This window comes from Nocardia sp. NPDC051321 (genome assembly GCF_044455225.1).
Lineage (GTDB): Bacteria > Actinomycetota > Actinomycetes > Mycobacteriales > Mycobacteriaceae > Nocardia.
In genome coordinates, this window is sequence record NZ_JBITEM010000006.1 from 208,993 (window position 1) to 223,245 (window position 14,253).

Consider the following 14,253-nt stretch of genomic DNA (forward strand, 5'->3'; position numbering starts at 1 on the left):
GGAGAGGCGGGACAGCATTAGGAGTCGAGGCTCGCTTGGCTGGGATTGGGGTGTGGCGCTTGTCGTGGCCGCGCTCCAGATCGTCGGCGGCACATTCGCGAATATGAGGATGGGCGACAATTCCCTCGACGTCCTCGGTTACCTGCTACTACTCGCCGGTCCGGTGGCGCTGATCTGGCGGCGGTCCCGGCCGCTGCCGGTGCTGCTCGTCGCGCTCGCGGCCTGCGGCGCCTACCTGGCGCTCGGCTACGGATACGGGCCGATCTTCTTCTCGTTGGTCATCGCGTTCCTGACCGCCGCGAGCACTGGATCACGCTGGTGGACTTACCCACTCGTGCCGGTCGGCTACCTGGTGCTGGTCTGGCCGGTGCCCGAGCTGTTCGGCCGAGGCGCCAACGGGTGGCAGATCTTCGCGCTGATGGCCTGGCTTTCCGTGCTGCTGTGCGTGGTGGAGGGCATCCGGCAGCGCAAGGCGGTGCTGGTGGCGCGCAGGCAGCGGGCGGAGGCCGCGCGCCGCGACGAGGAGGCGCAGCGGGAACGGCGGGCAAGCGAGGAGCGCCTCGCCATCGCCCGCGAGCTGCACGACGTACTGGCGCACAGCCTTTCGCTGATCAACGTGCAATCCTCGGTGGCACTCGAGCTGTTCGACAAGAAGCCAGAGCAGGCCGCCAGCGCGCTGGACGCGATCAAGACGGCCAGCAGGGACGCGCTCGCGGAGGTGCACACACTGCTGCACGCGATTCGCACCGGCGGCACCGTCGCCGACGAATCCGGTGCCGACGAGGACGAATTCACCGACGTCGAGCGCACCGCGCCGGGCCGACGCAGGCCGCGCGGCTGGAGCGGGCGCAATTCCGCTGGCCCCGAAGTGGTTCCGGCGGAAGACGCGCAATCCGATAGGGCCGCAGGCGAATCCGCCGAGGCCGAGGCGCGCCCAGCCGCACCGCGGACTCCCGCGCCGAGCATCGCAGAGCTGGACGTCCTGCTCCAGCGCGCCCGTGCGGCGGGTTTATCGGTGCATACCAAGATCATCGGTGAGCCGCAGCAGCTGCCGAGTGTGATCGACGTGGCTGCCGCGCGGATCATCCAGGAGTCGCTGACCAATGTGGTGCGGCACGCGCCGGGCGCGGAGGCCACGGTGACGGTGCGCTACGCGGCGCAGTCGGTCGATATCACCGTCGACAACGCCCGCGCGACCGCGCCCGCGTCCAGGTCGGGCACCGGCGGCGGCAACGGGATCATCGGGATGCGGGAGCGCACCCACGCCCTCGGCGGCGCGCTCACCGCGGGCCCACGCCCGAGCGGCGGCTTCCGGGTCGCGGCGCGACTGCCGTTGCGCCCCATGGCACCCAGCGAACGCAAGCCGCCGAGCCGGTCCGACGACGCGCCCCGGCCCGACAACGTCCGCTCGATCAGGCCCGGCGACAAGGCGCAGCAGTCCAGCGCGCACGGGCCGCAGTAGGAGCAACGATGGCGATAAGGGTCCTGGTGGCCGACGACCAGGCGCTGGTACGCGGTGGTTTCGTCGCGCTGCTGGCGGCGCAGGACGGCATCGAGGTGGTCGGTGAGGCGGCCAACGGCGAACAGGCCGTGCGGATGACCCGCAGCCTGCTGCCGGACGTGGTGCTGATGGACATCAGGATGCCCATCCTGGACGGCCTCGCGGCCACCAGGATGATCGCCGAGGATGCCAAGCTGGCCGAGGTGCGGGTGGTCGTGCTGACCACCTTCGAGCTCGACGAGTACGTCTTCGAGGCGATGCGCGCGGGCGCGACCGGGTTTCTGGTCAAGCACACCGAACCGGCCGACCTGGTGCGCGCGGTCCGGGTGGTCGCGGCCGGTGACGCGCTGCTCTCTCCCGGCGTCACCCGACGGCTGATCGCCGAATTCTCCGCACACGCCAAAACACCGCCGCCCGCAACGCTTTCCGAGCTCACCGAACGCGAGCGCGAGGTGATGGCGCTGGTCGCCGAGGGGCTCACCAACGCCGAGATCGGCGAGCGGCTCTTCATGAGCCCCGCCACCGCCCGCACGCACGTCAGCCGCATTCTGATGAAACTCGGCGCCCGCGACCGCACCCAACTTGTCGTGCTGGCTTATGAATCCGGCGTGGTGCGCCCGGGCTGGCAGTAATTACGCGCCACCGGGATTCGACTGTTCGCGCTCCGCATCGGTGAATCCGCCGCGCTTCGCACCGGGCGGTGCGGCCTGCAGCCGGGCCGAGCTGGCCGACGCCGCGCGGAACACGCCCGAAACACCCTGCGGCGCAGCGGCATAGGTGATCGAGTTGCTCGGATCGAAACCCATTTGGGTGCCGATGGCGACCGCGTCCATATTCGCGCCGAGGAACAGGAAATTCCAGTTGTAGACGTCCTGCTGCTGGGTGATCAGCGATTTCACCGCGGCGTGCGACCACTCCTTGCTGGAATTCTCGTGACCGTCGGTGAGTACGACAACAATGACAGTGCCCGGTCGTTCGTGTTCGGGACGTTTCGCGAGTTCCGCGCCGACTTCGGTGACCAGCCTGCCCACCGCGTCGTAGAGCGCGGTCATGCCGCGCGGCTGCAGGTCGAGCGGCGGCACCTGCGCGAGCGGACGGTTCGCGTAAACGCACTCGTATTCGGTGTCGAACCGCGCCAGCGTCACCTCGATCGTCTTCGGTACCTTGCGCTGTTCCTCGATGAAGGCGCTGAAACCGCCCTCGGTGTCGGATTTGATCGACTGCATCGACCCGGACCGGTCGAGCAGTACGGCGATCAGTGTCAGATCTGGATTTGTCATTCAGCACCCCCGGGTCGGTTCGACGAACCCCATCCAAAGTACCCCGGCATACGCGCCGAGGCGTACGGCGAGCAGCGCCGCACGACCGATGCCGCGGGGCGGGTCGGCGGCGCAGGCTTTGCCTATGAACATTTCGACACAACCCGAGGTCATCACGTTCCTGGCCGATTATTACGACGGCGGCTGGCACCCGTGGCCGTTCTTCTGGATCTTCCCGCTGCTGTTCTGGATCACCTTCATCACGCTGGCGTTCTTCGCGCGGCGGCGGTTCATCGGCCGTGAGAGCGGGGTCGGCGCGCTGCGGACCGCCTTCGCGCGCGGCGAGATCACCGAGGACCAGTACCGCAGCCGCCTGGCCGTGCTGCGCGAGCCGACGCGGCCGGCCAAGGGCTGACGCACCGAAGACGGGAGACCACCATGAAATTCGGCATTGTCATCACCCCGCGCTCCGGCGCCGAATGGGCCACCGCCGCAAGGGATGCCGAGCGGCAGGGTTACCACACGATCTTGCTGCCGGACACGCTGAACACCCCATCGCCGTTCCCGACGCTGGCCGCCGCGGCGGCCGTCACCAGCACCGTCCGGCTGCGCCCCAACGTGCTCGCCGTTGCGCTGCGCACCGCCGCCGCCACGGTCCGGGAAACCGCCGCGCTGCAACTGCTTTCGGACGGACGGTTCGAGCTCGGCATCGGCTCCGGCCAACCGGACGCCGGTGCCGAGGCCGAACGCCTCGGCCTGCCTTGGGGTTCCGCCGCCGAACGCCGCGCGCAGCTGGCCGACACCATCGCGGCGGTCCGCGCGCAGGTCACCCCGGCCCCGCCGGTCATCGTGGCCGCCAGCGGTCCCCGAATGCTCGCCGCGGCAGCAAAATTCGCCGATCGCATCCTGCTCGCCGCCGGACCGCAAGTGACGGAGGCGGAGCTGGCCGACATGGTCCGCATCGTCCGCGACAACGCCGACCGGGACATCCCGTTCAGCCATCAGCTGATCGGCATCGGCGACCGACTCCCCTACTGGACGAGCACCCGACTCGGCCTCAGCACCGACGAATTGCGGGCGACGGGCGCAGCAGGTGTCCTAGACGCGGACCCGTCCGCCGCCGCCGAAGTGCTCGAAACCCGAAGAGCGAAATACGGAATCGACGAGCTGCTCATCCCCGGCGAACTATCCGACGCCTTCGCTCCGGTACTCGCGCGTTACCCGGCCACTGGCTAACAGACGCACCATTTCTGACGGCCCGCACCGAAATTCGCATGCGATTCTCGGTGCGGGACATCAAGAACCGTGCGGCAGGTCCGGACAACGGAAAGGCCCGCCTCCCAGGGGAAGCGGGCCTTTCTCGTAGTGCTCTTACTCGCCGGAGGCTTCCGCGGCGCCTTCAGCGGCACCGGTCAGCACGACCTCGGGCTTTTCTTCGTCCTTGTCCGCCTTGGTCAGCTTCGCCTTGCCGGTGAAGGTGAACTTGGCGTCCTCGCCGGAGCCTTCGCCGTCCCAGCCTTCGACGTCGACGAAGATGGTCTGGCCGGGGCCGATCTCGCCGAAGAGGATCTTCTCCGAGAGCTGGTCCTCGATCTCGCGCTGGATGGTCCGGCGCAGCGGCCGGGCACCGAGCACGGGGTCGAAGCCACGCTTGGCCAGCAGCGCCTTGCCCTGCTCGGACAGCTCCATCGACATGTCCTTGTTCTTCAACTGGACGCCGACTCGGCCGATCATCAGGTCCACCATCTGCACGATCTGATCGGTCGTGAGCTGGTGGAAGACGATGACGTCGTCGATGCGGTTGAGGAACTCGGGCCGGAAGTGCTTCTTCAGCTCGTCGTTGACCTTGAGCTTCATCCGCTCATAGTTCGAGCCCTGGATGTTGGACTGGGTGAAGCCGAGGCCGACCGCCTTGGAGATGTCCGAGGTGCCCAGGTTCGAGGTGAAGATCAGCACGGTGTTCTTGAAGTCGACCGTGCGTCCCTGGCCGTCGGTGAGACGACCGTCCTCGAGGACCTGCAACAGGGTGTTGTAGATCTCCTGGTGTGCCTTTTCGATCTCGTCGAAGAGCACCACGGAGAACGGCTTGCGGCGCACCTTCTCGGTGAGCTGGCCGCCCTCTTCGTAGCCGACGTACCCGGGAGGGGCACCGAACAGCCGCGATGCGGTGAAGCGGTCGTGGAACTCGCCCATGTCGATCTGGATGAGCGCGTCGTCGTCGCCGAACAGGAAGTTCGCCAGCGACTTGGCCAGCTCGGTCTTACCGACACCGGACGGACCGGCGAAGATGAACGAGCCGGACGGCCGCTTCGGATCTTTCAGGCCGGCCCGAGTGCGGCGGATCGCCTTGGAGACGGCCTTGACGGCATCCTCCTGGCCGATGATCCGCTTGTGCAGCTCGTCCTCCATGCGGAGCAGACGGGTGGTCTCCTCCTCGGTGAGCTTGAAGACGGGGATGCCGGTCCAGTTGGCAAGCACCTCCGCGATCTGCTCGTCGTCGACCTCGGCGACCACGTCGAGATCGCCGGAGCGCCACTGCTTTTCCCGCTCGGCGCGCTTGGCGACCAGCTGCTTTTCCTTGTCGCGCAGTCGCGCCGCCTTCTCGAAGTCCTGCGCGTCGATAGCGCTTTCCTTCTCCCGGCGCGCATCGGCGATCTTGTCGTCGAATTCGCGCAGGTCCGGCGGGGCGGTCATGCGACGGATGCGCATCCGCGCACCGGCCTCGTCGATCAGGTCGATCGCCTTGTCCGGCAGGAACCGGTCGTTGATGTAGCGGTCGGCCAGGGTCGCCGCGGCCACCAGCGCGCCATCGGTGATGGAAACCCGGTGGTGTGCCTCGTAGCGGTCGCGCAGACCCTTCAGGATGTTGATGGTGTGCTCGACCGTCGGCTCGCCGACCTGGACCGGCTGGAACCGGCGCTCCAGCGCGGCATCCTTCTCGATGTACTTGCGGTACTCGTCGAGGGTGGTCGCGCCGATGGTCTGCAGCTCGCCACGGGCCAGCTTCGGCTTCAGGATGGACGCGGCGTCGATCGCGCCCTCGGCGGCACCCGCGCCGACGAGCGTGTGCAGCTCGTCGATGAACAGGATGATGTCGCCGCGGGTGTTGATCTCCTTGAGCACCTTCTTGAGGCGCTCTTCGAAGTCACCGCGGTAGCGGCTGCCCGCGACAAGGGAACCCAGGTCGAGGGTGTACAGCTGCTTGTCCTTCAGCGTCTCGGGAACCTCGCCATTGACGATGGCCTGCGCGAGGCCCTCCACGACGGCGGTCTTACCGACACCGGGCTCACCGATCAGCACCGGGTTGTTCTTGGTACGGCGGCTCAGCACCTGCATGACGCGCTCGATTTCCTTCGAGCGGCCGATGACGGGGTCGAGCTTGCCCTCGAGCGCGGCCTGGGTCAGGTTGCGGCCGAACTGGTCGAGCACCAGCGAGGTGGACGGCGTGCCCGCCTCACCGCGGGAACCGGATTCGACCGGCTCCTTGCCCTGGTACCCGGACAGCAGCTGGATGACCTGCTGACGCACCCGGTTGAGATCGGCGCCCAGTTTGACGAGCACCTGCGCGGCAACGCCCTCACCCTCGCGGATGAGACCGAGCAGGATGTGCTCGGTGCCGATGTAGTTGTGGCCGAGCTGCAGCGCTTCGCGCAGACTCAGCTCCAAGACTTTTTTGGCCCTCGGGGTGAACGGGATGTGACCGGATGGAGCCTGCTGGCCCTGTCCGATGATCTCCTCCACCTGGCTGCGCACGCCCTCCAGCGAAATGCCGAGCGATTCCAGCGACTTGGCCGCGACACCCTCACCCTCATGGATCAGCCCCAGCAGGATGTGCTCGGTGCCGATGTAGTTGTGGTTGAGCATCCGGGCCTCTTCCTGGGCCAGGACAACGACACGCCTCGCGCGGTCGGTGAACCTCTCGAACATCGCTCCCTCACTCTCCTGCTCCGACATTCTGGCAACAGACGCCGCAGTGTGCTGTGTAACAACCGTGGGCGTCAGCCTGCCATGAAGCCCGGGGGTCGTGGCCCCCGCCTCCACTCTAGTTGGCGGGGGATGCTGCCGCCGCCAGTCCACCCTATTGGCGACCAGCGTCAGCACGGTCATTCACTCATAACGTGAGGGTTGCAGGATTCGTTTCCGATCCGGTTTTGCCCTCAGCGAACAGCGATATCTCTCCGTCGCCACTTGCCGGGGTGCTACCCGGTGAACGGCGGGATGAAACCGCACGGCACCTCGTGCGGGTGTGCCGGGTCGAGCGCGTTGAGCACGTATGCCGCGGCGCGCGGACTGCCCGCGATGCCCGCGTGCTCGGAAAAGTCCTGGGCACAACCATCCTGGACCACGATGTTCGTGACGTTCGGGCCGGGTACCTGTCCCGAGGTGTAGGGGACGACGAGCTCGTCGAGCCTGGTCGAGATATTGGTGTAGGCGACGGCAGGGTCGTAGACGCCGTCCGCGTTCAGCGCCCGCACGAAATCCGAGCCCGCGAGCACCTGGCGGCAGGCCTGGCACAGCGATCCGGTAAGGGCGTCGAAGGCCGGGCCCGCGCCGAGCCGCTGGCTGAAGGCCGCGATCTCGCCTGCGCCCGCGACGTCCGAACCGAGCCACGGCGGGGCGAGTGCGACCAGTTTGTCCACTTTGGCCGCGCCGCCGAGCCGCTTGATGAAGTAATTGCCGATGAAATTGCCCTGTGAATGGCCGACTATGTCGACCCGGGCGGCACCGGTCGCGGCCAGCACCCGGTCGACGAACGCGGCGAACTGCGGGGCGCTCTGCTCCATCGGCAGCATCCCGCCGATGGCCGAGATCGGCCACGGCAGGTCGTAGGCGCCGTAGGTCATCGAGTACACGCAATAGCCGTCATTGGCCAGCAGCGGCGCGTACACCCCCCAATTCGTCTGTGCCCCACCGCCGGTGCCGTGCGCGAGGACCACCGGATTCGGATGCTCGGCGCTCGGGCGGCAGGCCCAGTCGTTGGTGCCGGGCAGGGATCCGCCGGGATGCAGCAGCTCGTTGGGGATGCCGCCGAAGAAGTTGTAATCGACCGGATACTGCTCGGCCTGCGCGGGACTCGCGGCGATGGCGCACAGCGCGGCGAAAAGGACGACGAGAAGCGAAAAGCCTGGAACACGCGGCACAGCAGCCTCCAAATCTGGAACGTGTTCCAGAAAGCTACCGTGCGGTGTGTCCCAGGCGCGGTCGAGTCGCGAAACTGGTTGTGGCCGTTGGCGTTCTGCCCTATCGGTAGGTCGGGGCGCCCGGCTGACCGGGGAACTGACCCTGTGCCACCTGCGGACCGGGCGCCGCGGCGCTCGCCTTGCCCTGCTGGACGCCCGAGACGAACAGCGCGCCGGTCAGCACCAAGAAGGCCAGGGTGTGCAGCACCGCGCGGACGATATTCCAACGCACCCAAGTGGATTCGAAGTCGGCCCGGACCTTGGCCAGATCGGCGATCTGCGCCGGATCGCCCGCGGCCATCAGCTGATTGTTGAGCGGCACGTTCAGGCCGGAGGTGACGGCGAAGGCGATGATGTTGATGGCCAGGCCGACACCGATCCAGATCAGCGTGGTGCGCTGGTCCTTACCGAGGTGCAGCGCCGCCGCCAGAATCGAGAAGCCGACGGTGCCGATGAACCCGATCATGAACACCGGGTTGATGATGACCACGTTGATCTTCTGCATCACGTCGATCATGGTGCGATCGTCGGTTTGATTCAGCGCTGGCATCACCGAGTTCGCGTAGCCGTAGAAAAGGCCCGCGATCAGTCCGGTGGCCAAGATGGCCGCGACCAAGGCGGCCAGGCGTGCGGCGGTCATAATTCCTCCTGAATGGAAACCCGTCCGGAGCCCTCATCGCTCCGGTTCGATGGGTCTAAGTCAAGCCGGTTTCGACACGGCTCTCCATGGCCGAGACACTCGGCTGACTAAGCGATCGTCTACGGGAGGGTCTACAGGTCCCGGTCGGAGATCAGGCCACTTTGGATCGCCAGGAAGGCCAGGCGCACGCGCTTGGCGTTCTGCGGCAGGTCCTCGACGCCGAACTTGGCGAACAGCGCGCGCAGGTGCGTCTTGATGGCGTCGACGCTGAGGAACAATTCCTCGGCGATCTGCTGATTGGAGGCGGGCGTTGCGAAGGCCGCGCCGTTCTTGTACGGGCGGCACAGCGCGATCAGCACCGCACGCTGAGTTTCGGTGAGCTGCCGGAAACTCGGCGGCACCGTGCCGCTCGAGACGCGGGTGATGTCGTCGGCGACACCGCCGAAATCGTGGAACGACACACGCGAGGTGCCGACGCGGATGACGTCGCCTGCCATCAGCCTGCGCCTGCCGACCAGCCGGTCCCCGTTGACGAAAGTGCCGTTGCGGGAAAGGCCGTCGTCGACGATGGTCCACTGCGCGCCGAGATACTCGATCGCGGCGTGCAGCCTGGACACCTCGGCATCCCATGGCAGCGCGAGGTCGGCCTGCGGCGAGCGACCGATCGTCACGCGCTCCTGATCGGCGGTGAGCATGAGCTCCTGCTGACGACCCGCGTCATCTTGGAAACGCAAAAATGATCCGACGAATCCAGTCACTGCGCCGATACCTCGCCTCTCCATACCGCCAGTGACCGTCGCACGTTTCCATGGTGCCGCGTCCTGGAACCACGAGCAAGATCGATCCGCGCGCCACTTCGAGCAGCGTGTCATCGCGCCGCGCGGTTATACCAGCCGCCTATGAGCCGCCGGACAAAGAGAAAACCGCCGCCCCGGCGTCGCACGATTCGCTGGGACGGCGGCTGAAAAATATGAAACTAACTCTTCGCGGCCTTGTTGTACGCATCGGTGATGTCGGCGGAGATACGTCCCCGCGCGGACACCTTGTGTCCATTCCGACGAGCCCACTCGCGAATTGCCGCACTTTGTTCCCGGTCGATCGAGACCCGGCTCTTCGGGGCGCCCGTCGCGGTCGCGGCGGCCTTGACCCGACGACGGCCACTCACTCGACGCGCGCTCGAAACCCACTCTTCCAGCCCGTCGCGCAGCTTTGCGGCATTTGCCGACGACAGGTCGATCTCGTACGAAACACCGTCGATCGCAAACTCGATGGTCTCGTCCGCGATGGACTCCCCATCGACATCGTCGATCAGGCTAACGGTGACCTTCTTTGCCATGAGATGAACGTCCTCTCGAAATCGTGCGACCCGCATACTAGGCCGATTACCCGAGGCAAGAATACCTCGAATTCCAAATTTTCCAAGACGGAGCCGAAATTTTGCAATCAGCCGGTCACCGAGTGACCGGTCGCACAATTGGGAACAGTATTGTTTCCCGGATTCCGAGACCCGTCAACGCCATCAACAGACGGTCGATTCCCATACCCGTACCGGTGGTCGGCGGCATGCCGTGCTCCATCGCGGCAAGGAAGTCCTCGTCCAACGCCATCGCTTCGTCGTCGCCTTGTGCGGCAAGTCGCGCTTGATCCACGAAGCGCTCCCGCTGGATCACCGGATCGACCAACTCCGAATAGCCAGTAGCCAACTCGAAGCCACGGACATAGAGGTCCCACTTCTCGGTGACGCCCGCCTTGGTCCGATGCTGTCTGGTGAGCGGTGAGGTCTCGACCGGGAAGTCGCGCACAAAAGTCGGCGCGTACAGCTTGTCGCCGTACTGGTGTTCCCACAGTTCCTCGACGAGTTTGCCGTGGCCATAGCCCTTGCCGTCGGGAATTTCCAGACCGACCCGATCGGCGAGCGCGCGCAATTCCGCGACGGAAGTTTCCGGTGTCACGGAGACGCCGAGGGCGTCGGAGAGCGACGGGTACATCTCCACGGTCGCCCACTCGCCGCGCAGGTCGTATTCGGTGCCGTCGGCGAGCGTCACCACCTGGGTGCCGAACACCTCCTGGGCGACTTCCTGGACCAATTCCCGGGTCATCCGTGCCGAGTCGTCGTAGGTGCCGTACGCCTCGTACGTTTCCAGCATCGCGAACTCGGGGGAATGGGTGGAGTCCGAACCCTCGTTGCGGAAGTTCCGGTTGATCTCGAAGACCTGCTCCAGCCCGCCGACTACACAGCGCTTCAGGAACAGCTCCGGCGCGATACGCAGGTAGAGATCGATATCGAGGGCATTGGAATGGGTGACGAACGGCCGGGCCGCCGCGCCGCCGTGCAGCGTCTGCAGCATCGGCGTCTCCACCTCGAGGAAGCCACGCCGTTCCAGCGCATTGCGCATGGCGCGCACCACCGCGATGCGGGTTCGTGCCATTTCCCTGGCCTCAGGACGCACGATCAGATCGACATAGCGCTGCCGGACCCGCGACTCCTCGTTCATCTCCTTGTGCGCCACCGGCAGCGGACGCAGCGACTTGGCGGCCATGAACCAGGAATCGGCCATGACGCTCAATTCGCCGGTCCGCGACGAGATCACCTCGCCGTGCACGAAAACGAAGTCGCCGAGATCGACATCGGACTTCCAGGCCGCGAGCGCGTCGGCGCCGACACCGTTCAGGCTGATCATCGCCTGCAGCTTGGTGCCGTCACCCTCCTGCAGCGTCGCGAAACACAGCTTGCCGGTATTTCGCATGAATATGACGCGACCAGCGACACCCGCCTGCAGCCCGGTCTGGGTGTCTTTGTCCAGATCGGGATATGCGGCGCGAATTTCGGCGAGGGTATGCGTGCGCGGCACGACGACAGGATAGGCGTCACCGCCGTCCGCGAGCAGCCGCTCCCGCTTCTCCTTGCGAATCCGTATCTGCTCCGGGGCGTCGTCGGCGTCGGGCGCCACGGCAGGCCGCGAATCCGATGCGGGATCGCTGGACGAGGAAGTGTCGCTGGTGCTCACATCCAACAACCCTAGCGGGCACCGGAAATCGTTTTGCGGGCCGCCCGGCCTAGTTCACGGAGTAACGGGCCGGTCTCGGTTCCGGCCCGCGTTGGCCGCCGGATTCACGCGGACCGGTATCACCGGAAATAGCGGGCATGCATCGATGAACACACGAAACCGCCTGTGCGCCCTGATGTTTCGAGATGGAAGCGATGTGTGAATAATTACAGCGAGGCGAGCGAGTCGACCTCGCGGGCGAAGTGCGGCGCCCGGATTCCGATGTGTAGTAGACCGGCCGCCTTCAATGCGTGGAAGCCGCCGACCAGATCGGTCGCCCGATGCAGCCCGAGTTGTTGCAGCGCGAACGCGGCGAGGCTGGAGGTATAGCCCTCGGAGCAGGCCACGATCCATTCCACATCGTGATCGGTGGCCAGTGCCAAGCGGGCCGAACTGGTCGGATCGAGCCGCCATTCCAGCACATTCCGCTCGATCACCAGGGCACCGGGCAACGCGCCCTCACGCACGCGCTGCGCCTGCGGCCTGATGTCCACCAGAATCGCGCCTCTGGCGAGCGCCTGCGGCAATTCGAACGCGTAGATCCGGCTGAGCTGGGCCCGCGCGTTGTCAAGCATCTGATCGATGGTCAATCGCGTCATTACATGTCACCTTCGGGCTGGTCGGTGAGAACGGTTCGGGTGCGCCGCAGGGTGCCGTGGCCGGTGACGTCGTAATAGGACATGGCGGTGAGCGGCGGAGAATAGGCGTGCACGCTGAGCGTTGGTTCGAGCAGTGCGGGATCGATCGACTCGCTGGTGCTGCCCGCCACGGACTGCGCCGGGGCACGCATTACATCGTGCACCCAGCCGATCGGAAACGAGGCTTGATCGCCCGCGGCGAGTATCCGGCGGCGTAGTTCGGTTCCGTTCCAGCGAAATTCCGAAAGCGCACCGCTGAGCACGGTCAACGCGCCCAGCGAGCCCGCGTGGTCGTGCAGTTCGGTGGATTTTCCGGGCGTCCAGCTGATCAGCCAGACATCGACCTCGTCATCGGTGAGCAGGCGGGCCGCCCAGCGCTCGTCGGCCGGCCAAATGCCATTCGCCGGTAGTAGATGGTCGTAGCGGCCGGCCAGTACGTCCTCGGCGCCTTCATCGGTCAACCGCAGTAAATCGGCGGGACGAAGGCGGGTCGGCAATGCGGAGGCCACGGCGCGTTCCACCGGCGGGGTGGCCGAATAGGCGTCCCGGGCTGAGGAAAGGGAAAGAACGGAAGAACGCATGAGCGAATCTCCAGGAGGTAGCGAACGGTCGAGGGCGATGGTCAGCCTCGAACGGTCGAGGCTTGGTCAGCCTCGACAACACTCCTGGGTGCGCACGCGGAAATACACGTCGGTGAGTGTAACAGCATCGACCGCGGTGTCGGCAAGTATCGACCGGTGCGACAAATCCGACATCGCGAAAATCAGACGGTGCCCTTGCGGCGCTGGTTTCGCTCGTATACAAGGCGCAAGCCGGTCAGGGTGAGGTACGGGTCGTGGTCGTCGATGGTCTCCGATTCCGGCACGATCAGCGCCGCGCTCGGGCCGGTGGCGACCACCGCGACATCATTGCCGCCGAAAGCCTCGAACTCGTCGCGAATCCGGTCGATCAGCCCGTCCACCATCCCGGCGAAACCGAAAACCGCGCCGGACTGCATGCATTCCATGCTGTTCTTCCCGAGCACCGAACGCGGCCTGGCCAGCTCCACCCGGCGCAGTGCGCTGCGCTCGACCAGCGACTCCATCGAAATTTCCACGCCGGGCGCGATGATTCCGCCGAGGAACTCACCTTTCGCGGAGACCATGTCGACACAGATCGCGGTGCCGAAATCGATAACGATGGCCGGCGACGAATAGTGCTGATAGGCCGCGAGGCAGTTCACGATCCGGTCCGCGCCGACCTCTTTCGGGTTATCCACCAGCAGCGGAATACCGGTCCGCACGCCCGGCTCGACCAGTACGTGCGGCACGTGCCCCCAATACTGACTCAGCATGGTGCGCAGTTCACGCAGCACCGGCGGCACCGTGGCCAGCGCGGAAACGCCGATCACCTGGTCGAGCTGCGGGCCGACCAGGCCGCGCACCTGCATGGCGAATTCGTCGGCGGTCAGCAGCGGATTGGTGTGGATTCGCCAGTGCCGCACCAGTTTCGAATGCGCGCCGCTGCCCGAGAATAGGCCGAGCACGATACTGGTATTGCGGACATCGATGGTCAGCAGCATGTCAGGCGAGCGACAGCGAGCGCGGCGAGGTGAGCCCGGAACCCGCAGGCGCGTGCGCCGGATCGGAGCCGAGTTCCACCGGACGATTGCGCTCGTCCACGAAAACGACCTTCGGGTCGTATTCCGCGATTTCCTGCTCGTTCAGCTGGGCATAGGCAATAAGAATCACCAAATCGCCGGGATGCACCAGATGCGCGGCGGCACCGTTGATGCCGATCACGCCGGAGCCGCGGGCACCCGCGATGACATAGGTCTCCAGCCGGGCGCCGTTGTCGATGTCGACGATGCAGACCTGCTCGCCTTCCAGCAGATCGGCGGCGTCGAGCAGGTCCTGGTCCACCGTCACCGAGCCGACGTAGTGCAGGTCGGCGTGGGTGACCGTGGCGCGGTGGATCTTCGACTTCATCATGGTGCGCAGCATTGCGTC

15 protein-coding genes are annotated in these 14,253 nt (G+C 66.0%); 4 read left to right on the forward strand and 11 right to left on the reverse strand.

Annotated elements, in window-relative coordinates; genetic code table 11:
• Nucleotides 1-52: 52 nt before the first annotated feature.
• Entirely contained in the window at nucleotides 53-1,462 is a 1,410-nt protein-coding gene (locus tag ACIA8C_RS15900; RefSeq protein WP_397135132.1) for a sensor histidine kinase, read from the forward strand.
• Nucleotides 1,463-1,470: 8 nt separating this feature from the next.
• The gene (locus ACIA8C_RS15905) at nucleotides 1,471-2,133 is read left to right on the forward strand and encodes a response regulator (RefSeq protein ID WP_397135134.1); all 663 of its coding nucleotides are present in this window, start codon (nucleotides 1,471-1,473) and stop codon (nucleotides 2,131-2,133) included.
• Here ACIA8C_RS15905 and ACIA8C_RS15910 read toward each other — a convergent pair whose 3' ends face one another.
• Complete coding sequence (locus ACIA8C_RS15910) at nucleotides 2,134-2,781, reverse strand: VWA domain-containing protein (protein ID WP_397135136.1); 648 nt, start codon at nucleotides 2,779-2,781, stop codon at nucleotides 2,134-2,136. It lies immediately after the preceding gene.
• 124 nt (nucleotides 2,782-2,905) lie between these two features.
• On the opposite strand from ACIA8C_RS15910, the gene ACIA8C_RS15915 reads away from it, so the two are divergent.
• Together ACIA8C_RS15915 and ACIA8C_RS15920 are read left to right on the forward strand one after the other, a co-directional pair.
• Nucleotides 2,906-3,175, forward strand: coding sequence for a hypothetical protein (locus ACIA8C_RS15915; RefSeq protein ID WP_397135138.1), 270 nt, complete (start codon nucleotides 2,906-2,908; stop codon nucleotides 3,173-3,175).
• A 23-nt stretch (nucleotides 3,176-3,198) separates the two neighbouring features.
• Nucleotides 3,199-3,996, forward strand: coding sequence for an LLM class flavin-dependent oxidoreductase (locus ACIA8C_RS15920; RefSeq protein ID WP_397135140.1), 798 nt, complete (start codon nucleotides 3,199-3,201; stop codon nucleotides 3,994-3,996).
• Nucleotides 3,997-4,131: 135 nt separating this feature from the next.
• On the opposite strand, the gene ACIA8C_RS15925 is transcribed toward ACIA8C_RS15920, so the two are convergent.
• The 10 genes from ACIA8C_RS15925 to panD all read right to left on the reverse strand — a co-directional run bounded on the left by ACIA8C_RS15925 (nucleotide 4,132) and on the right by panD (nucleotide 14,247).
• Nucleotides 4,132-6,687: an ATP-dependent Clp protease ATP-binding subunit gene (locus tag ACIA8C_RS15925; protein ID WP_397135142.1), complete on the reverse strand. Its 2,556-nt coding sequence runs from the start codon at nucleotides 6,685-6,687 to the stop codon at nucleotides 4,132-4,134.
• 272 nt (nucleotides 6,688-6,959) lie between these two features.
• The gene (locus ACIA8C_RS15930; RefSeq protein WP_397135144.1) at nucleotides 6,960-7,901 is read right to left on the reverse strand and encodes an esterase/lipase family protein; all 942 of its coding nucleotides are present in this window, start codon (nucleotides 7,899-7,901) and stop codon (nucleotides 6,960-6,962) included.
• A 100-nt stretch (nucleotides 7,902-8,001) separates the two neighbouring features.
• Complete coding sequence (locus ACIA8C_RS15935; protein ID WP_397135146.1) at nucleotides 8,002-8,580, reverse strand: DUF1772 domain-containing protein; 579 nt, start codon at nucleotides 8,578-8,580, stop codon at nucleotides 8,002-8,004.
• A gap of 131 nt (nucleotides 8,581-8,711) precedes the next feature.
• Entirely contained in the window at nucleotides 8,712-9,275 is a 564-nt protein-coding gene (locus ACIA8C_RS15940) for an FHA domain-containing protein (protein ID WP_396991568.1), read from the reverse strand.
• A 281-nt stretch (nucleotides 9,276-9,556) separates the two neighbouring features.
• On the reverse strand, nucleotides 9,557-9,916 hold the full coding sequence (locus tag ACIA8C_RS15945; RefSeq protein WP_396991883.1) for an Lsr2 family protein: 360 nt from the start codon (nucleotides 9,914-9,916) through the stop codon (nucleotides 9,557-9,559).
• A gap of 115 nt (nucleotides 9,917-10,031) precedes the next feature.
• Nucleotides 10,032-11,531 carry a lysine--tRNA ligase gene (gene lysS / locus ACIA8C_RS15950; RefSeq protein ID WP_397135677.1) on the reverse strand — a complete coding sequence of 500 codons (1,500 nt, stop codon included), beginning with the start codon at nucleotides 11,529-11,531 and terminating at the stop codon, nucleotides 10,032-10,034.
• 263 nt (nucleotides 11,532-11,794) lie between these two features.
• Nucleotides 11,795-12,217: a rhodanese-like domain-containing protein gene (locus tag ACIA8C_RS15955; RefSeq protein ID WP_396991885.1), complete on the reverse strand. Its 423-nt coding sequence runs from the start codon at nucleotides 12,215-12,217 to the stop codon at nucleotides 11,795-11,797.
• Nucleotides 12,218-12,225: 8 nt separating this feature from the next.
• A complete protein-coding gene (locus ACIA8C_RS15960) occupies nucleotides 12,226-12,846 on the reverse strand; it encodes a cysteine dioxygenase (RefSeq protein WP_397135148.1) in 621 nt (206 codons plus the stop codon).
• 182 nt (nucleotides 12,847-13,028) lie between these two features.
• Nucleotides 13,029-13,826 (reverse strand): type III pantothenate kinase, encoded by a 798-nt coding sequence (locus tag ACIA8C_RS15965; RefSeq protein WP_397135150.1) that lies wholly within the window; start codon nucleotides 13,824-13,826, stop codon nucleotides 13,029-13,031.
• A gap of 1 nt (nucleotide 13,827) precedes the next feature.
• Nucleotides 13,828-14,247 (reverse strand): aspartate 1-decarboxylase, encoded by a 420-nt coding sequence (gene panD / locus ACIA8C_RS15970; RefSeq protein WP_396991571.1) that lies wholly within the window; start codon nucleotides 14,245-14,247, stop codon nucleotides 13,828-13,830.
• Nucleotides 14,248-14,253 lie beyond the last annotated feature (6 nt).